General features: G+C 59.9%; 15 protein-coding genes. 4 read left to right on the top strand and 11 right to left on the bottom strand.

Annotated elements, in window-relative coordinates; all coding sequences use genetic code 11:
• Positions 1-2: 2 nt before the first annotated feature.
• The 3 genes from ACR0LI_RS19070 to ACR0LI_RS19060 are packed head-to-tail and all read right to left on the bottom strand — an operon-like array spanning position 3 to position 3,168.
• Positions 3-752, bottom strand: coding sequence for a polysaccharide deacetylase family protein (locus tag ACR0LI_RS19070; RefSeq protein ID WP_480719040.1), 750 nt, complete (start codon positions 750-752; stop codon positions 3-5).
• Between the two features lie 2 nt (positions 753-754).
• Positions 755-2,197 (bottom strand): protoporphyrinogen/coproporphyrinogen oxidase, encoded by a 1,443-nt coding sequence (locus tag ACR0LI_RS19065; protein WP_480719039.1) that lies wholly within the window; start codon positions 2,195-2,197, stop codon positions 755-757.
• A 44-nt stretch (positions 2,198-2,241) separates the two neighbouring features.
• Positions 2,242-3,168, bottom strand: a complete 927-nt coding sequence (locus ACR0LI_RS19060) for a glycosyltransferase family 2 protein (protein ID WP_171725042.1) — start codon at positions 3,166-3,168, stop codon at positions 2,242-2,244.
• A gap of 307 nt (positions 3,169-3,475) precedes the next feature.
• Here ACR0LI_RS19060 and ACR0LI_RS19055 point away from each other — a divergent pair, with 307 nt between their 5' ends.
• Together ACR0LI_RS19055 and ACR0LI_RS19050 are read left to right on the top strand one after the other, a co-directional pair.
• A complete protein-coding gene (locus ACR0LI_RS19055; RefSeq protein WP_480719038.1) occupies positions 3,476-4,912 on the top strand; it encodes a lipopolysaccharide biosynthesis protein in 1,437 nt (478 codons plus the stop codon).
• A complete protein-coding gene (locus ACR0LI_RS19050; protein ID WP_480719037.1) occupies positions 4,913-6,181 on the top strand; it encodes a glycosyltransferase in 1,269 nt (422 codons plus the stop codon).
• Between the two features lie 7 nt (positions 6,182-6,188).
• On the opposite strand, the gene ACR0LI_RS19045 is transcribed toward ACR0LI_RS19050, so the two are convergent.
• Entirely contained in the window at positions 6,189-7,373 is a 1,185-nt protein-coding gene (locus ACR0LI_RS19045; RefSeq protein WP_209835485.1) for a glycosyltransferase family 4 protein, read from the bottom strand.
• Entirely contained in the window at positions 7,367-8,872 is a 1,506-nt protein-coding gene (locus ACR0LI_RS19040; RefSeq protein ID WP_480719036.1) for a PepSY-associated TM helix domain-containing protein, read from the bottom strand. The genes ACR0LI_RS19045 and ACR0LI_RS19040 overlap by 7 nt, the downstream gene beginning before the upstream one ends.
• A gap of 222 nt (positions 8,873-9,094) precedes the next feature.
• Between ACR0LI_RS19040 and ACR0LI_RS19035 the strand changes: the two genes are divergently transcribed.
• Positions 9,095-10,102, top strand: a complete 1,008-nt coding sequence (locus ACR0LI_RS19035) for a glycosyltransferase (RefSeq protein WP_480719035.1) — start codon at positions 9,095-9,097, stop codon at positions 10,100-10,102.
• On the top strand, positions 10,099-12,141 hold the full coding sequence (locus tag ACR0LI_RS19030; protein ID WP_480719034.1) for a hypothetical protein: 2,043 nt from the start codon (positions 10,099-10,101) through the stop codon (positions 12,139-12,141). Before ACR0LI_RS19035 ends, ACR0LI_RS19030 begins: the two co-directional genes overlap by 4 nt.
• A gap of 19 nt (positions 12,142-12,160) precedes the next feature.
• On the opposite strand, the gene ACR0LI_RS19025 is transcribed toward ACR0LI_RS19030, so the two are convergent.
• The 6 genes from ACR0LI_RS19025 to rfbF form a co-directional block, all read right to left on the bottom strand.
• On the bottom strand, positions 12,161-14,197 hold the full coding sequence (locus ACR0LI_RS19025; RefSeq protein WP_480719033.1) for a B12-binding domain-containing radical SAM protein: 2,037 nt from the start codon (positions 14,195-14,197) through the stop codon (positions 12,161-12,163).
• Between the two features lie 118 nt (positions 14,198-14,315).
• On the bottom strand, positions 14,316-14,717 hold the full coding sequence (locus tag ACR0LI_RS19020; protein WP_170347032.1) for a GtrA family protein: 402 nt from the start codon (positions 14,715-14,717) through the stop codon (positions 14,316-14,318).
• Entirely contained in the window at positions 14,714-15,592 is an 879-nt protein-coding gene (locus ACR0LI_RS19015) for an NAD-dependent epimerase/dehydratase family protein (RefSeq protein ID WP_480719032.1), read from the bottom strand. The genes ACR0LI_RS19020 and ACR0LI_RS19015 overlap by 4 nt, the downstream gene beginning before the upstream one ends.
• Entirely contained in the window at positions 15,592-16,833 is a 1,242-nt protein-coding gene (locus ACR0LI_RS19010) for a class I SAM-dependent methyltransferase (RefSeq protein ID WP_171725033.1), read from the bottom strand. Before ACR0LI_RS19010 ends, ACR0LI_RS19015 begins: the two co-directional genes overlap by 1 nt.
• A complete protein-coding gene (gene rfbG, locus ACR0LI_RS19005) occupies positions 16,830-17,909 on the bottom strand; it encodes a CDP-glucose 4,6-dehydratase (RefSeq protein ID WP_480719031.1) in 1,080 nt (359 codons plus the stop codon). The genes ACR0LI_RS19010 and rfbG overlap by 4 nt, the downstream gene beginning before the upstream one ends.
• Complete coding sequence (rfbF, locus tag ACR0LI_RS19000) at positions 17,906-18,679, bottom strand: glucose-1-phosphate cytidylyltransferase (RefSeq protein WP_171725031.1); 774 nt, start codon at positions 18,677-18,679, stop codon at positions 17,906-17,908. Before rfbF ends, rfbG begins: the two co-directional genes overlap by 4 nt.
• Positions 18,680-19,255 lie beyond the last annotated feature (576 nt).

Raw genomic sequence — 19,255 nt, 5'->3', positions numbered from 1 at the left:
ACTCAGTTGATGGGCAGCACCCTGCTCAGCCCGCTTCGCACGCCGCGCATCAGTTTGCGGGCCGCCAGATAGGCCCCGCCGCGCCCGGCAAGATGAGCCTGCCAGCGGGCGATGTCGGCGAAATAGAACATCTCGAGCCGCGGCAGGTCGTGGATGTCATCTTTCGGTCCGGCCACGCCCAGACGGGTGCCGACCGAGGTGTCGTAGTGCCGGGCAATCTGTGCGCGTACACTCGGGTTCGACGCGCCATAGGGCGGGGCGAAATGCCGGACGGGTTGACCAAGCCGGGCGGCAATATCCTGACCGGATCCGCTGACTTCATCCTCCAAGGTCTCTGCATCCAGCGTCGACAGATCGGGATGGCTGACACTATGCGCCCCGAAGCAAACCCCCTCACCGGCCAGTGTTTCGATCCGGTCCCAATCCATCAGCGGGCGGGGCGGGATGTTGCCCCCGGCCCAGCTGTCGGTGCCACCCATCAGGCCCGAGGGCAGATAGACGATCGGGCAGAAGCCAAGTTCGCGCAGGATCGGCCAGGCGGTATCGGCGAAATCCTGGAACCCGTCATCGAAGCTGATGATGACCACACGGGGGGCAGGCGGGTTGGCCAGCGCGTCCGGCGTCACCACCGGCAGGTCGGACGCCGCCAGCGCCCGCATCTGTGCCGCAAAGATGTCGGGTGCGATCGAGGTTGGCCCCGGCGCGTCCGAGATCGAATGATACATCAGGATATCGGCCTGCCAGGCGGGCATGGTCAGTCTTCCACCACATGGGTGGCAAAGACCTCACGATAGCTGTTCCATTTCGCGCGGTCGATATTGCCCTTGTCGTCGATGCAATCCGCCGCGCCATAGGCCATGGCAAATGCGTGGTGCGTATTATCATGGGCGAACAGGCCCTGCCGTCCAAATACGAGCAATCCGTCCAGATTTGAGAGCCACTGATCAACCGTATCGAACCGGTCTTCATAGCCCACATCGTAGACCGGATAGGCATGGCTCAGCCGCCGGGTTTCGCAGCGGCGCACCGGCACGGTGACGGGCAGGCCCAGTTGCCCCAGCCATTTGGTGAATTCTTGCCCCAACTCCTCGTTGGACATGGACCACCATTTTTCATCCGGGTCGCAGGGCAACTCGGCGCACAGAACGGTGATGCCCTTCGGCGCGCCACTGGCGTTATAGTTCTTGGGCTCGGACATGCGGCTGATCGGGATCGACAGTTCCGGGAAATAATGCGCATCGAACTCGGTGAACTGGTCTGTCTCCAGCACCAGATACAGCAGGATCATGCCGCGGAAGCGGATGGCGCGGGCGGCCTCGACCACCTCTGCCGGAGGGTCGCTGATCAGGCGCGTCAACCCGGTCAGCGGGATGGTCGACAGGATCAGATCGCCGGTCAGGTGCCGCTCGCCCTCTTCGTCGCGGATCGTCAACCCGGTGATGCGATTGCCGTCCCGTTCGATGGCGGTGATTTCGGTATTGAACAGGAAGGTGGCGCCATTGGCCTCGGCACTGTTGCGCATCGCGTCCGAGATTTGCCCGAACCCCTTGCGCGGATAAAAGAACCGCCCCGCCGTTTCACTGCGCAGCCCCGGCAACAGGCGCAGCATCTTCATCAGGATCTTGCCGACCGATCCGCTGCCCACCCGACGTTCGGCCAGTTTCACCGCCAGCTTGTCCGGATCCAGCCCCCAAAGCTTGCGCACGTATGGGAAATAGAAATTGTCCGAAATTGTCGGCCCCAGCCCGTCATACAGCACGGTCGAGAATGTCTCGGGGCCTTCGCTTTTCTTGCGGAAGGGTTTCAGCACCATGTCGCCGATCAGCGACGCGGCAAAGGGTTTGGGCAGGCGCATCAGCGCATCGGTCAGTTTCAGCGGAAAGTGAATCCATTTGCCGCCCAGCCGGATGCGCCCGTGGCGGGGGCGCAGCAGCAGATCGTCACCCAGCAGGGATTTCACATCGGCCAGAACCTCGGGCTCTGCCGCCGGATGAAACCTGTGCGAGCCGTAATCACAGATCACGCCCTCAATCGGGAATGAGGCCGAATTGCCCCCGGCACTGGGCGCGCGTTCGATCACGGTCACTTTCGCCTGCCCGGTCAGGGCATGGGCTGCGGCCAGACCGGCCGGCCCGGCGCCCAGAATGATGATATGGGGTCTTTCAGTGCTGCCATCTGAAGGGGAGACATCCGTCACGTGTGCATTCCTTTACTGCTTCAGAAAGTTTGTATCATGCCCAATCAGGGTCTGAGATGCAGCCGTGAGATCATGTCGGCGATCAATCCCAATGACCAGATCATGATCGCAGCAAGGAACGCGAACACCGTGGTTCCGCTGAGGTTCAGGTAGGTGAGGTCGATAATGAACTTCACAGTCCCCAGAGCAAAAAACACCAGCCCCATAGGGATGAAAACCCGCAGCGGATTGAACAATGTGCTGATCCGCAAGATCAGGATAATAAAATTGATGAAGTCGATCGGCCGGATTTTCGATTTGCCCACCCGCTTGCCGTATTCGATCGGCGTATAGATCATCCGCTTGCCGTTCGAGGTCATGCACAGCGTGATCGTGGTGGTGAAGGAAAAATTCTGCGGCAAGAGCGGCAGGAACGGGATCAGCTCGGATTTGCGAAACACCCGCAGGCCGGAATTCAGATCGTTGATCTTGCGCTCGGCCAGGAACGAGGCAAAGGCGAACAGGAATTTCTTGGCGGGCCGGCGCAGCAGCGGCACGTTCTTCATCGCCGCGCCCCGGTCGCCCACGACCATGTCCTGATCGCGGCACATGGCCAGCATTCCGGGCAGGTAGCGCGCGGGATAGGTGCTGTCGGCATCCAGAATGGCCACATATTCATGCTGCGCCATCCGCACCCCGCGCTTGAGGCTGGCGCCATAGCCGGAATTGACATCATTGAAGGTGACGGTGGCACCGCTGGCCTCGGCCTCGGCGCGGGTGTTGTCCTGGCTGGCATCGTCCACCACGATGATCTCGTAGGGAATGCCCAGCGGTTCGAGATGGGTGCGCACGTCCTCGACCGTGTGGCGGACGGCGTTTTCCTCGTTATAGGCGGGGATGACCACGCTCAGGCTCATGCCGGCGGTTTCCGATGCGATCAGCTCTTCGGGTGTGGTGCTGTTCGTCTCCATCGGCTCTGCGACTTTGTTCATGAAAATGAAAACCTTTTATTCACTCAATAATCCCTGCCCCAGCCCCCGCTGCAAGAATTGCGTGGCGCCTGGAACATGACGGGCATAATTCCCTGTATTGCGTATAGTATTCGAACACGTACAGACTGAACATAGACAATAAATTTGACCAAATTCGACCGTTAAGGCGTCAAGTTTGCAATTGCGCATACTGTGCGCAACAGGTGTGAGTGTTTGAGCCATGTGTCCATCGGCACTTGGCGGGGTTCGGGCAACAGGAAGGAAACGGGTGTCAGGGCGGCAGAGTTTCAGCAGCGGAGTTGCCTGGATGTCGGCCGGTATCTGGGTCGAGCAGGCGTTCAATTTCATCATTTTTGCCATTCTTGCCCGTATTTTAGGGGTCGAGGCCTTTGGTCTTCTGGCGATGGTTGCAGCCTTTGTGCTGTTTTCCGAATTCCTGGTCCGTGAAACGATTTCCGACATTCTGCTGACCCATGAGGCGCTGTCACCAGAGCGGTTGAACTCGGTTTTCTGGCTGTTGGCGCTGCTGGGGGGTGTGTTGACGGTTGCGCTGTATCTGGGGGCGGGGCCGGTCTCATATTTCTACAATGAGCCGGTTGCGCGCGAATTGTTGATCGGATTGTCCCCAACGGTGCTGATGATTTCACTGACGGCGGTGCCGGTTGCGATCCTGCGCCGGGAAATGCGGTTCCGTGTTCTGGCCATCCGTGCAGCGCTCGGCGCGGCGGTCGGAGGGGTCGTGGGCATTGGCATGGCGCTGTCCGGATACGGGGTCTGGAGCCTGGTCGGTCAGCGGCTGGCGATGACAGCCACCAATATCGTGATGGCCTGGGGGGCGGTCTCCTGGCGCCCGGCATTCCATGCGTCGCGGGATCACATGCGCAGGGTCTTGCATTTCAGTCATCGGATTCTGGGCCTTCGCGCGGCGGAACTGGCTGCGGTGCAATCGCCTGCGGTGATCATCGGCGCGATGCTGGGGCCGGTTCCGGCCGGGTATTACGCAATCGCCTGGCGCGTGATCGAGACCGCCTCGTTCCTGATTATCACACCGCTGCGCACCGTGGCGCAGCCTGCCTTTGGTGCGGCGGCGCGCGATGGTGGTCCGGCGACGGATTTGCTGATCGACGTCATGCGCCTGACCGGGTTTCTGGCCTTTCCGGCCTTTGCCGGGCTGGCGGTTCTGTCGGAACCGGCGCTGGTGCTGCTGTTCGGTCAGAAATGGGCTCCGGCGGCTCCGGTCCTGAGCCTGATGTCGGTGTTTGGCATGTATCTGTGCGCCGAAAAGGTGCAGCAGACCTTTTGTCTGGCGGCCGGTCAGCCCGGTCGTCTGGCGGTTCTGTCCTGGGTCGAGGTGGCGCTGGCGGCGGGGGTGATTGTGGTGCTGGCCCCGTATGGGTTGCCGGTCGTCACAGCCGGTTTTGTGGCTGTCTTTCTGCTGGTCTGGCCGCTCAAATTTGCCAATCTGGGGCATATTGCCGGGCTGTCCGGGCCGGCTTTGATGCGGCAGCATCTTGCGCCGCTTCTGCTGTCAGGGGGGATGGTGGCGGCCGTGCAGGGGGTCATGTGGCAACTGGACGGCCTGTCCCCGGCTTTGCTTTTACTTGCCGGTACGGTGACGGGTGTTCTGGCCTATGGTTTGCTGGCTTTTCTGTTCCAGCGGGACAGGCTGCGCCTGCTGGTTTCGATGCTTGGGCCGCAAGGCGGGCACCTGCCTGCGGCTGACACTCAAGGAATTGAGAGATAGATGAAATCGTTACGCATTTTGATGTTCACCACATTTTATCCCCCCTATTCCTTTGGCGGTGACGCCATCGGCATTCAGCGCATGGCGCGGGCGCTAGTGGCGCGCGGGCACGACGTGACGGTGGTGCATGACGAAGACAGCTATCTGATTCTGGGCGGCAAACCGCAGCCCGAAGGCACCCCTGACGGGGTGCGGCGGATCGGGCTGCGCAGCCGCAACGGCATGATGTCGAACCTGCTGACCCAGCAACTGGGCCGTCCGGTTGTCCATGCTGCCCGCATCCGCGAGTTACTGGCCGAGCGGAAGCCGGATATCATCTGGCACAACAACACATCCCTGATCGGCGGCCCCGGCCTGTTGCCGATGGGCGAGGGGTTGAAAATCTATGAAGCGCATGAACACTGGCTGGTCTGCCCCACCCATGTTCTGTGGCGGCATGGGCGCGAGCTGTGCGATGAGCGCCAGTGCCTGCGCTGCGTGTTGCAGCACAAACGTCCGCCGCAGCTCTGGCGGTATACCGGTGCGCTGGACCGGGCGCTGGATCACATGGATCTGATCATTGCCAAAAGCGAATTCAGCCGCGCCAAACATCGTGAATTCGGCCTGCGGCAGGACATGCAGGTGCTGCCCTATTTCCTGCCCGACCTGGATCAGAGCGTCTTGCCGGAACCGGCGGCGCAGGAACGCCCCTATTTCCTGTTTGTCGGGCGGTTGGAAAAGATCAAGGGGTTGCAGGATGTGTTCCCGGCCTTTGACCGCTATCCCGACGCGGATCTGCTGATCCTGGGTGATGGTGACTATGCGGATGAGTTGAAGGCACAGGCCGCAGGCAATGACCGGATCAAATTCCTGGGCCGCAAGACGCCGGACGAGTTGAACGCTTACTATCGTGGCGCACTGGGGCTGATCGTGCCCTCGGTCTGTTATGAAACCTTCGGCATCATCCTGATCGAAAGCTTCCGGCTGGGCACGCCGGTGATCGCCCGGCGGCTGGGTCCGTTCCCCGAGATCGTGGAGCGGGCAGGGGGCGGGGAACTGTTCGAAACCGAAGATGATCTGATTGCAGCCATGCGCCGTTTTCAGAACGGAGGTGCCGCGCGGGATCAGATGGCAGCAGCGGCGCGGCAGGGGTTTGAGACGCTCTGGCGTGAAGATCAGGTATTGGGCCGGTTCGGCGCGGCTTTCGCGCAGGCCGCGCATCGTGCAGGGCGGGCCAATCTGGCCCATGCCTTGGAAGCTGGTGCTTTCGAGAACGGCGCATCGGGCTGACCGGGGGTTATCCCCGCCCGGCCAGTTGCCGATACAGCTTTTCAAACCCGCTATGCACATGGGCTGGCGAGAACCTGTCTTCTGCACCGCGCGCCGTGGCATTGGCGCTTAGCCGGTCATATTCGGCGCGGTCGATGCAAAGATCGCGCAGCGCCTGAGACAGGGCATCAAGATCATCGACCGCACACAGGCGCCCGACATCGCCATCCACCAATTCACGCACACCGCCGCAATCGGTGGCGATCACCGGCAGCCCGGCGCGGAACGCCTCGACAATTGAAATCGGCAGGGCCTCCCACCGGGAGGTCAGCATATAAAGATCCGAGGCCGCGAGATAGGTGGCGACATCCGAGATCACCCCGGGGAAACGGATGATGTCGGAAACCCCGGCCTGTTCGGCCCAGGCTTCGACCTGGCCGCGCAGCACGCCTTCGCCCCCGACGACGATCCGCAGACCGGGCAGATCCTGCCGCACACGCCGGGCCACTTCGATCATCGCGTCGAGGCCCTTTTGGCGGTCCAGACGGGACAAGGATAGAACCAGATGTGTGCCATCTGCGCCCAACAGTTCGCGCCGCAGGGCATCCGCAGCTGCCGGATCGGCGGGCGGGTTGGGACGTACCCCCAAAAGCATCACCCGCGCCTTGTCGGGATCGACCTGGCGTTCCAGCAGGGATTGCATGACGGTTTCGCTGGGGCAGATCGCCAGATCGGCTTGCTGTCGGCAGGCGCGGGCCACCGCGTTGAGACGGTCGGGCGACGAGCCGTGATAGGTCATCACAATGGGAATTCCCATTCCCAGACTGGCCAGACGAGCCGTCAGAAGCGGGGCGGTTTCATGCGCATGGATGATATCGACCTTATGGTCCTTGAGCGCCCGGCGCAGGGTCAGGGCCGAACGTACCAGCCAGTACATTCTGAGGGCCGGGTTGAGTTTGCCATTCGCACTGTGGTCGCTGACCCGGTCAAGTTGCAAAGGTACAAAGACACTGCCATCCGCGGTCTCGCCAAGCTCGCCGGGGGCACCAGCCTTGATCACCTTGTGCCCATGCGCCATCAGGGACCCGCCCAGATCGGTAATGTGGCGCTGAATGCCGCCTCCGAATGTGAAAAACGAGCACATTTGCAGGATGCTGAGCCGTTCCTGAAAAGCCTTCTCATTCGTCAGAGGAAGTGTTGTTTCGTTTACCATATCGGTTGCCCCAGTCGGAACGTGACGGTTTTTTTAGTGCCATCGGGTTTTGTCAGGCGGGCTGTGATCCGGTTGGCCGTGTCATTGGGGGTGATGCGAAAAGATGCCTGCGCCTTTTCACCGTTCCGTACCAGTTCGACGGGCTGCTCTGCCCCCCCATCTGTTGCTATGGACGCCGCAGTGATGCCGGGTTCCCCAACCAGCATTTCGACATCAAGCGGGGTATCGCGGCGCACAGGTGCGGGCAGGATCAGATAGGCCACCGCAGCAGGTGCGTCGGTCGGGAAGACCCCAGCTCTCGGGTAGCTGCCCGGCCCAAAGCGCTGATACGCGGTCAGCAGGATACCCAGAACGATCAACAGATAGATCCAGCGGGACAGCCCCAATCCGCGCCAGATGCGCCGGATCGGGCCGTATTGTGCGGCCTCAGGAGCCAGCCGGGCCGCAAAGATCAAGGCGCCCGTCAGGGCAACGCCGGTGGCCACGAAGCCTGACAGAACCCAGAGACCCAATGAGAACGCACCACCCCAGGTGCCGAAATGCAATGTGTTCATCAATGCCTTCCAGCGTGCGAAGCCGCGGGTATCATCCGGGGTGAACGCGCCGAGCACCTCAAGGGTCACTGGATCAACCGATACGCTGCCCCATCCACTCGTCTTCGCAAAACCGACCACGGGGCCTTCAAAGGCAAAAGTGCCAGCCGGATCTCCCGGCAGCACCATGACAAGCGGCTCCAGGCCCGGCAAGGCGGCAACAGCGTTTGCCTCGGCCTGTTCAAGGGTGTCGGAACTGAAGCCGATAGGCAGGGCGGTGTCACGGGGGGAAGTGGGCTGAGGTTTTGGGGTTGTGCCTTCGATTCCCAGACCGCCGAGCATGAAATAAAAGCTGGTGATTGCAATCAGGATCAGAAGCGGCGCTGCCCAAAGGGCCGTTAGCCGGTGCGTGGCGCCGACCCAGGATCTGAACCCCCCGGAGCGTTTGGGCCAGCGGAAAAACCCTTTCCAGAAACGTCGGTAGGTAATCAGCCCGCTGACGATCTGATACAGCAGCAGAACGGATGTTGCCGAGATCAGGATGAAGATGGGGCGTTTGGTGGTCAGGAACGTATCATGCAGATCGCGCAGAATGTCGCGAAACCCGCCATCCCTCGTTTCGTAAACGACTGCTCCGGTCACCGGGTCAGTCCAGAAGCTGATGTTTTCGCCCCAGCCGGTTCGTCCGAAGGTTCGATCTGCGAACCACGGGGCGGGGTATTTTTCGATTACAAATACAGCGCTTTCGGGATGGGCGGTTTTAATGCCGTCATGGATTTCCGCAAAACTGGCCGTCCGGTCTTCTTTGGCAATGGTGGTCCAGATTTCCGGCCGGGCAATGGATTCAACCTCGATGCCGATGACAAGCACTGCCCCCGTCAGGAACATGAAGGTAAAGAAGATGGACAGGTGCAATCCCAGCCAGGTGTGCAGGGAAAATAGCCGGTTTCGAAAGGTTCGGTTCATCTGGAACGCTGACAACTGATAAATTTACCGGCACACTAAATGACACTGATGTTCAAGAAACAAGGGGTCGGAGAAAACTGACTGTTGTGAATGCGTGAAATCGGCAAAAGATGTGGCGGTGTGCGCACGTTATTGCAAAATATTCCTGTACTTTGGGCGATGTGCGAATCCGATACAGCACCGGGTGATACAATCGTTTCCAACTTGGAGGTTGGGTAATTGGTGTCTTCAGATTTAGAACAAAATCACAAAACAATTTCCATTGTTTCGCCTTGCTACAACGAAGAAGACAATGTGGCGAATTGCTATGAAACCGTAAAAGCGATTTTTGAGGAAAAGCTGCCAGGCTACAGGTGCGAGCATATCTTTGTCGACAATGCATCCTCCGACCGGACTGTCGAGATCCTGCGAGAGATCGCTGAAAAAGATCAGAATGTGAAAGTTGTCGTAAACGCCCGCAACTTTGGAGTGTTCCGATCCGCCTTCAACGGGTTGCGTTATGCCGAAGGGGATGCCGTGGTCGTCATCCTGCCGGTGGATCTTCAGGACCCGCCGGACATGATCCCGGAATTCGTGCAGTTATGGGAAAGCGGTTACGATGTGGTGGCCGGTGCCCGCACCACCCGCGAAGAGGAGATCGTGATGCGCGTGGCGCGCGGCATCTTTTATACGATCGTCAACCGGCTGTCCGATGTCTGGCTGGAGCCATCAGTGGGTGAGTTCCAGCTTATTGACCGCAAAGTGCTCAATGCGGTGCTGTCGCATAACGACCACTACCCCTATATCCGCGGCATCATCGCCAATTGCGGGTTTCGCCGCATCATCGTTCCGTATGTGTGGCGGGCCCGCAAAAGAGGTGTTTCCAAGCACAATCTGATGGCGCTGACCGATCAGGCGCTGAATGCGATCTTCTCTTTCACACGTGCCCCAATGCGGTTCTGTACGCTGAGTGGTCTGGTGATTGCCATCAGCTGTATTCTGTTTTCCCTCATTTCAGTGGTGTTCTATTTCTTCAATCCGGATTTGGCTCCACGGGGAACCACGACAATCATCGTCGCGCTGTTCTTCCTGTCAGGTATCCAGATGCTGTTTATCGGCATGTTGGGAGAATACATAACCTCGATCCACAATCAGGTGCGGGGCGGTCCGATCGTCACTGAACAGGAACGCATCAATATCGAAGGTCCTGCACGGGACCCGGCGATTGTCAAAGACGAGCATATGGCATGAATATGCGTTCAGGTCGGGTGATGTGGCTCTTTGCCGGGGCGATGGCCTTGTGCGGCAGCTCGGCCTGGGCTGCGGACCTGCCGGGCAGCAATGCCACATTGGCGGAACTGCGCCTTTGGTATGCGGCCGTGGTGATTGCTGCGTTGCTTGTGGGGGGTGTTTTCCGGCAGCGCGGCCAGTTTCTTTTTGGCTTGCTTGGCGCGGCGCTGCTTCTGGGCAGTGCGGCCCGGTTGTGGTTGACCCAACCCCTTTGGTTTCCACGGCTTGAGATTTCCGCGAACCCTCCTGAAAACCTGATCATGCTGGCGATACTGGCGGGGCAGACGGTGTTGACGGGCTTTGTGCTTGTGCGGCCGCAGGGAAGGGCGGCCATAACGGGCCTGATGGCAGAAGCAGGACGGTGGCGGCTGATCCTTTTGCTGGGGCTGGCTGCGGCCTTTTGCGTTTCTGCGACGCCGTACGTGGCTTACGGGTACTATCTGGCCTTCGGTTTGCAGATCGGGATCGGCGGTGCGCTGAACCTTGTGCAGATGGCGACGCTGGTCGCCGTTTTCACAGTTGCCGGGCCTGACCGGGCACCCCGCATTCCGGTGGCTGCCCTCGCGGTCTTTGCAATGCTGGCCAGCGCGGCTCTGGCCTGGGCGGCGTTCGACCGCGTGCCTCATGTCGAGGATGAGGTGGCGTATCTGTTTCAGGCGCGTACCTTTGCTGCGGGCGTCCTCGGAAGCCCGCCCCCCCCCGCAGCGGCGCAGCCCGCATTGGAATATTACCTGTTCGACATTCGCGGCGATCAGTGGATCGGCGTGCCGGCACAGGGTTGGGCCATCGTTCTGAGCCTGGGTGTGCTGGCCGGGGTGCCGTGGCTGGTCAACCCCGTGCTGACCGGGATCTCTGTCTGGCTGGCGCATGGCATCGTGTGCCGTGCCGTCAGTCGCGAACGGGCCGATCTGGTGGCGTTGCTGATGGCCACGTCGCCCTGGGTGCTCGCCGTCGGGGGCACGCTGATGGCACATTCCACGACATTGGTGATGGTGCTGCTGGGATGGTGGTGTCTGCTCAGGGCTGGGGAGGGGTCAACGCGCAGGGATGTCTTGCTTGCGCTTGTTGCGGGTCTGGCTTTGGGCTGGGCCTTTGTCACCCGACAGCTTGATGGGTTGATCATAAGCGTTTTGACCGGCCTGTGGTTGCTGCGGCGCCTGCCGGGGGGGATCGGACAGATGATCGCCTGCGCCTTGGGCGGTGTTCTGTCGGGTGGCGTCTTTTTGCTGCTCAACCTGATGATCACCGGAGACGCGCTGCTGACCCCGCAAGCGGATTACCTGAGCCGGTTATGGCCCGACACGCAGAATGCCTATGGGTTTGGTCCCAATGTAGGGTCACCGGCCGAGAGCTGGGGCGCGCTCGACATCTGGGTCGGGCATAGCCCGGCCGAGGGTCTGCTGAATCTGATCAATGGTTTTGCCGCGCTCAATTACGAACTTCTGGGCTGGACATTCGGGTCCCTGGTTCCGGTCTGGATTGCGTTCATATGGGGCAGAAAGCTGACCGGGTTCGATCGGGCCATGTTGGTGGTGTTCGCGATCCTTGTGGGGGCCCTGTTTTTTTACTGGTTTACGGGCACGTTCTATCTTGGGCCGCGCTACTGGCATACGGCTTTGTTGCCGGCGCTGGCTTTGGCGGCGGCTGGGATCGAGACCATCCGGGACCGGTTGCCCGAACGGCATCGTGGCCGCCTGCAATGCGTCATCCTGTTGCTGTGTGCGGTGTCTGTTGTCAGCTTCACCCCATGGCGGGGGGTGTCGAAATACAATGGGTATGGTGGCTATACCGGTGACATACGTCGGCAGGCTGCCGGGCTTGGAAACGCTCTGGTCTTTGTCTCGACACAGGGCGATATCGGGTCTGCGCTCTATCTCAACGATCCGTTCCTGCCCGAGGGCAAACCGATTTTCCTGCGCGATATGGGCCCCGAGCAGAACGCAGACATCATCGCGGCCTTCCCGGGCCGCGAAGTTGTCTATCTGGGGGATGGCGAATAGGCCCAGCCCAAAGCCAGACCTATTCGGCCGCGTGCTGATTTTCGCCTGACACGAAGTTGCGCCGGAAATCATTGGCGAACATCGTTCGGGTAAACCGGCCCAGCCCCGAGGCATGTTCGCCAAAGGTTTCGATCCGCGACAGCAAGGTGGTTTTCACCCTTTGATCGACCTGGGTCTGGAACTCGCGGGGGGCATCGAACTGGTAATCCTGCAGCACGCCCTGATATCCCGAATTCCTCCAGGCCTCGACATCGAAAGACGAGCTCCAGACGGGTTCGTGTTCCAGGGTTTCCGAGAAGGGCACATGCAGCATCACGGCGCTGTAGTAATTGATGATCGTGTCGAGCATCTCGTGCGCTTCGTGGTCGTCCTTGTCCAGAAGGTCGCTGATGGCCCGTTTCAGGAAATCAAGTGCTTCGTCCAGCACGATGAACCGGCCAATCATCGAATATTTGCTGAGCAGATTGCCCCCCAATTCGCTGCTAATCAGATCATCATAATTTTCCTGCGCCCAGGCGACACAATCGGCCCGGGTTTCAAACAGCTCCTGCTGGTTTTCCTCCAGATAACCGGCCACCGCATCCCGGAAGGGTTTGGGGGCCTGATCGAGAATGTCCTGCATATGCTTGACGATCAGGAAGGGCCGGATGCCACGGGACCGCGCCAGCCGGAAGGCTTCTTCGAAATTGTCTTCGTAATAGAAGATCGTCAGCAGCAGATGGAAAACACGGGTGTCCAGATAATCCTGGAACGAGAAATTCTCGGACTGGACCACCATTTCCTCGGTCTCGACCACGGTTGGGCCGGTATATTTGCCCAGGCATCGGGCAACCACGCGATGGAGGGTTTTGAAGCCGAATTTCTCGCGGCTGTCGGGGTTGGCCAGCGGTGCGCCGTGCAGCAGCATCAACTGGTGCGCCGCGACCCGGCTGACGCCGGTTTCGATCAGCTGATCGACGGCATCCATGAAGGATTCCCGGGTTTCACCGGGCATGCACAGGATCAGCTCGCCATAGGATTGCATGCCCTTTGAATGCAGCTCCTGCTGTACCTCGGCATAGGTGTCCAGGCTGATATTGTCGCGTTTGATGTTCTTCAGAACTTCCGGATTCAGAGACTGAACCGACGAGGTCATCGGCAACCGGCCCTTGGCCTTGCGCATCACCTTGATGATCCGGTCGCCGCGGTTCTTGCCCGTGGTTGTCCGGATGTATTTGGGCCAGTCGTACCGATCCATCAGATGGCCCAGGTAATCGGCCACCTCTTCGTCCTGCACATACATGCCGAAATTGTCATCCGCAAAGCACAGCGGGCTGGCATGGTTGATGCGGGCGACGACGTAATCCAGATCGGCCTTGGTGCGTTCAAACGAATGGCGGAACACCTTCGAGTTCGATTTGACCGCCGAATTGCAGAACGCGCAGGTGAACGGGCAGCCCCGTGCCAGTTGCATCAGTGCAAACAGGCCGGTGTCAAAGAACTTGTCCATCAACCCGGCCAGATAGGGCGAGGGGATTTCATCCAGATCGCGGATGCGGGGCGGCTCGGCCCCGCGCAGGATCTCTCCGGTTTTTGGGTGCACGTAAAGCGCGCCATCGACGGCCTCTTCCCACATGCCTTCGCGTCGGGCGCCGACATCGATGAAGCGTTGCAGCGTGCTGAGGAACGCGCGCTCGCCCTCATAGGTGGGGCCGCGCACATGCATGTCGATCTGCGGCATGGTCCGGATCCAGCTGTCCTGCTCTTCTTCGGTCAGCGGAAAGTTGGGACCACCCATCAGGGTCAGGCTGTTGGGATTGACCGCCTTGACGTAGTCGGCAAAGGACAGGGCCAGATGGTGGTTCCAGGAATAGCTGGAAAAGCCGACCACATCGGGCGGAGCTGTGTCGACGGCCGCTTTGAATTCCTGCGGATCACGAAAGATCGCGACCTCAATCGGTGTCGGGCTTTTTGCATGAGCTTGGGCATAGGTTGCAAGATTTCCAACACCCAACGGGTAGGTGTCCGACGTGGCAGTAACGAGGTTATGTCCAAGATCAGCAAGATAAAGACGCATTGACGATTATCCTTCCAGCACTGGTACCAAATACATTTAACAGTCCATATCCTACTATATATCAGATGGACCGGTTACGGATCGAAAGTGTTTATGTCTGTAGTTTTGAGGCATTATATCAGACCTCCTGCTGCCACGGGAAGCGATCGGTCAGCGCCCGGGAAACAAGGATGAATGCCAGAACGGCCGCGGGCAGAACCAGCAGGCCCTGTGCAAGGATCGGATGCAGTCCCGTGCTCAGAAGAGCTTCGAGCGAAAAGGCGTTGAAAACGTAAACCATGACATATGCCAGCAGGTAGAAGGGCAATTTCCTGAACCCTTTGGTGTCGAATACGATCCGGGCGTGGGTCATGAAATTCCACAACACGCCGATGACGAACGAGATCGCAAGAGCCGCCTGTGCGGGCAACCCCGACAGGCTCAGAACCGAGAAAACCGCATACCCGAAGGCCGTATTCACGATGCCGACCAGGGCAAAAAGCATGAAGGATTGCTTGCGTAGAAAGGATGAAGATTTCATACGGCCTCCTCCCTTGACCGAAGACACCGGGCGACTCCGGAAGCAATGTCATATTGTGGCATAAAACCGGTCTCGTCCCGCAACCGGGTCACGTCCGCCGTCAGCCGGGGCGGATCGTCCGCTGCGCGGGCGATGGTGCCCAAGCGGATCAGATCGGACCGGTGCATCTGGTTTGCCACCTCTGCAATCAGGTCTCGAACCGGGGTCGCCGTACCGCTGGCGACATTGACCGGGCCGGTCAGATCGCTTTCCAGCACGCGCAACAAGGCGCGGGCAAGATCATCGACATGCAGGAAATCCCGCTCCTGCCGCCCGTCGGTGCAATCAACCGGCCGTCCCGCCCCGAGGTTTGACATCAGATCGCCAAACAGTCGCCCCGGCGGTTCATCCGGCCCGTAGACAAAAAAGATGCGGGCCCATGCCAGGGACAGGCCAAGCGTCTGCTGGCCCGCGCACAGTGCCAGACCGGTTCCGGCCTTGGCCGCCCCATAAAGGGTGCGGGGGCGCAGGGGGCTGGTTTCGATCAGCTCCGGTACCGACCAGTCATATTCAGCACAGCTTCCGGCGCAGACGGCACGCTGGCCTCCTGTGCGTGCAAACTCCCGCACCAGATGCAGGGTGGCGGCCATCCAGTCCAGATTGGCCCCAGAAGTCCAGCGGTCGCGCGCGCCGTCATGCCAGGCCAGATGCACCAGATAGCTGGCGCGGGCTGTTTCAAGGGCTGTCGTGATGGCATCGGGGTCCAGCAGATCGCAGGTGATGTCGCTTGCCGGGTTGCGGCCCAGCGTCACCACCTCGTGGCCCGCCTCTGTCAGAGCCGTGGCTGTCGCGCGCCCGATCAATCCGGTTGCGCCCGTCAGCAGAACCCGTGCCATCAGCTGATCCTGATCTCTGGCACGGCCGTTACGAAGCGGGTGCCATGTGCCTTCAGGTCGGACAGTTGATCCGTGACTTCGTCCCGGATGTTCCAGGGCAGGATCAGCACGTAATCCGGCGGCGTCTCGCGCAGGGCTTCGACCCCATGCACGGGGATATGGCTGCCGGGCAGCAGCGTGTTCTGCTTGGCCGGGTTGCGATCAACGCAGTAAGAGATCAGGTCGGGGCCGATCCCGGCATAGTTCAGCAGCGTGTTGCCCTTGGCGGCGGCGCCATAGGCCGCAATGGTGTCACCCCTGGCATTTGCTTCGCGCAGGAAGCCAAGCAGCCCGTCGCGCAGCGCTTCGACCTGAATGGTGAAATTCATATAGCCCTCAGGTCGGTCGAACTGCGCCGCAGCCTCATCCGCGCGGACCTTGGCCAGACCGGGCCCTTCGGGATGGCTGGCACCCTCAAGGCAGGCGAACACCCGCAGCGAACCGCCATGGGTGGGCAGTTCCTCGACGTCGAAGACACGCAGGCCCGCCTTGGCAAAAATCTTTTCCACCGCCAGCAGCGACAGATAGGAGTAATGTTCGTGATAGATCGTGTCGAATTGCACTTCTCTGATCAGGTTCAGAAGATGCGGAAATTCGACCGTATAGACCGCATCGCCGGTCAGAAGCGTGGCGATCCCGGCGACAAAATCGTTGATGTCAGGCACATGCGCCAGCACATTGGCCGATGCGATCAGCGCCGGAGGTTTCTCGGTCGCGGCCACCTTGCGGGCCAGCGCCTCGCCGAAATAATCGATCAGCGTGCGCACACCCCTTTCCTGTGCCGCCGCTGCCACATTGCCTGATGGCTCGATCCCCAGAACCGGGATGCCTTTTTCAACGAAATACTGCAGCAGATACCCGTCATTCGAGGCGATCTCGATCACCAGATCGTCCGGCCCGAGATCGAACCGATTGACCATTTTTTCCACGTAATCCCGGCAATGGGCCAGCCAGCTGTCCGAGAAGCTGGAGAAATAGGCGTAATCGGTCGAAAAAATCTCTTCCGCCGGTACGACATCATCCACCTGAACCAACCAGCATTCGGTGCACACGCGGGCGTGCAACGGATAGACCGGGTCCGGTTTGTCCACTTTCGCGGGGTCGACATAGGAATTGGCCAGAGGGGACAGTCCGAGATCGACAAGCGTCATCTCAAGGTCCGCGCCGCAATGGCGGCAGGTGGGATGGGTCGTGCCGGTCATACCTGTCTCATACTCAGTGTTTCGAATTCGGCAATCTGGGCGTGGCACAGCTCGGTTACCGGGGTGCCACGGGCCCAGCCCGCATACCAGCCTGCCGTCAGCCTGACGGTATCGTCAAAGCTCAGGACCGGGCGCCAGCCAAGCTGTGCACGCGCCTGCGATACATCCAGCCGGAGCATTGTGGCCTCATGCGGGGTGTCTGCCGGGGTATCGATATCGATCCGGCCCTGTCCAAGCGCCTTGATGATCGCCTGGGCCACATCCAGAACCGGACGCTCATCGTCACGTTCGGGGCCAAAATTCCAGCCCGTCGCGAAGGCATCGCTTTGTTCGAGCTTCTGGGCCAGCACCATGTACCCCCTGAGAGGTTCCAGAACATGCTGCCAGGGGCGTATTGCGCCGGGGTGGCGCAATACGACACGCCCTTCATCGCTCAGACAGCCGCGGACGATATCGGGAACCAAACGGTCTTCGGCCCAGTCGCCGCCGCCAATGACGTTGCCTGCGCGTGCGCTGGCAACCCGGGCCGGGTGCGGATCGGCAGCACCCGGCGAATAATAGCTGCGCCGCATCGCGGCGGTCGCAATTTCGGTCGCCCCTTTTGATGCGGAATAGGGGTCGTGCCCACCCATCGGGTCGGTTTCGCGATAGCCCCAGACCTGTTCGACATTCTCATAGGCCTTGTCCGAGGTGGCGACCACCACCGCGCGCAGGTTGGGCGCGGTCCGCAATGCGTCCAAAAGCTGAACCGTGCCCATAACGTTGGTCGCAAAAGTCTCGACCGGCGTGCGATAGGATCGCCGCACCAGCGATTGCGCGGCTAGGTGAAAGACGAACTCAGGATCGGTTTCGGCGATGACCCGGTCCAGGGCAACGCGATCATTCAGGTCACAGATGACCGACCGTATTTTGCATTGATCCAGCAACGCCCAGAGATTGGGTTTCGTCTCGGGGGCGAGGGCATACCCGGTGACTTTCGCACCTGCCTGGGCCAGCCAAGCAGCCAGCCAGGCGCCTTTGAAGCCGGTATGCCCGGTAACAAGCACCCTGCGTCCAGAAAACGCGCTCGCACTCATTCCCAGATTTTCCACGGTGCGTTGCCTGTGGCCCAGTGCTCTTCCAGTTCCTGACGTTCGCGAATGGTGTCCATGGGCTGCCAGAAGCCTTTATGTTCAAAGGCCATCAGCTCGCCATCGCGAGTCAGATTTATTAGGGGGCTGCGTTCCCAAGCGGTATTGTCGCCGTCAATGTAATCGCCCACTTTCGGGGACAGCACGAAAAACCCGCCATTGATCAGCCCACCATCTCCGACGGGTTTCTCGGAGAAATTCAGAACTTGGTTGCTTTGGAGTTCGAGCTGGCCGAAGCGGCGGGGCGGAGGAACTGCCGTGACGGTTGCAAGCTTGCCATGCGCCCGATGAAAATCGATCCCGGCACGAATGTCGATATCACCAACACCGTCGCCATAGGTCAGGCAAAAGGCCTCTTCATCCTTGAGAAGATGCATGACACGGCGCAGCCGCCCCCCGGTCTGGCTGTCCTCTCCGGTATCGACCAGCGTCACGCGCCATGGTTCCGATTTACTGTTTGCAATCTCAAGCCCGCCATTGGCCAGATCGATCGTGACGTCTGAACTGTGCAGAAAGAAATTCGCGAAGTATTCCTTGATCACGTAACCCTTGTAGCCGAGGCAGACGATGAAATCCGTGATGCCGTGTGCCGCGTAGATTTTCATGATATGCCAGATGATCGGTTTGCCGCCGATCTCGACCATGGGTTTTGGAATCTTGACGGTTTCTTCGCTGAGCCGGGTTCCCAAGCCGCCGGCCAGAATAACACACTTCATAAAATTGCTCCCTCGTTAACAACGAGACTGGCTACCAATTCACTCATCGTCCCCCAGGTTTGAGACACCTGGGTTTTGCAAACATTCTCACGTATTAGGACGGCAGCGGTGCCACCCTGTCAAGATTCACCAAGCGACGAGTCGTGAGGTGCTGAATTTCCTGCTGCTCTGGCGCTCAACTATACACAATGCGAGAAAAGTCACAGCATTGTTGATGCGCCCTTTCGGTCCGTCGATACAGTGAAGGACATCACAGACGCAGCCTGAAAAAAACGGTCATGGTTCAGGTCAGGCGCCGTGCAAGAGGTGTATGGATCAAATCTATGTTTCGCTTCCGGGCGGGGAGTTTCGGCTGGCTGTGCAAGTCAGCAATCATCGTTATGTTTCAGGGCGTTGTGGAAAGCGCGTGCTGTTTCGGGCGGTGTGAAAGACCGTCGGTTTCGCAAAGCCCAAACTGGCTTTCGGCACAGGTGACCCGGGTTTGGCCTGTTATCGATTTGCACAGAAGGGCGAAAGTGCGGTTCGTCAAACGGAATGGTTGATTTTTCTGCGCGGAAGGGGTGGAGCTAAAGGCGC

Source organism: Ruegeria sp. CL7 (assembly GCF_056536445.1).
This window is presented reverse-complemented; position numbering and strand designations above follow the sequence as displayed.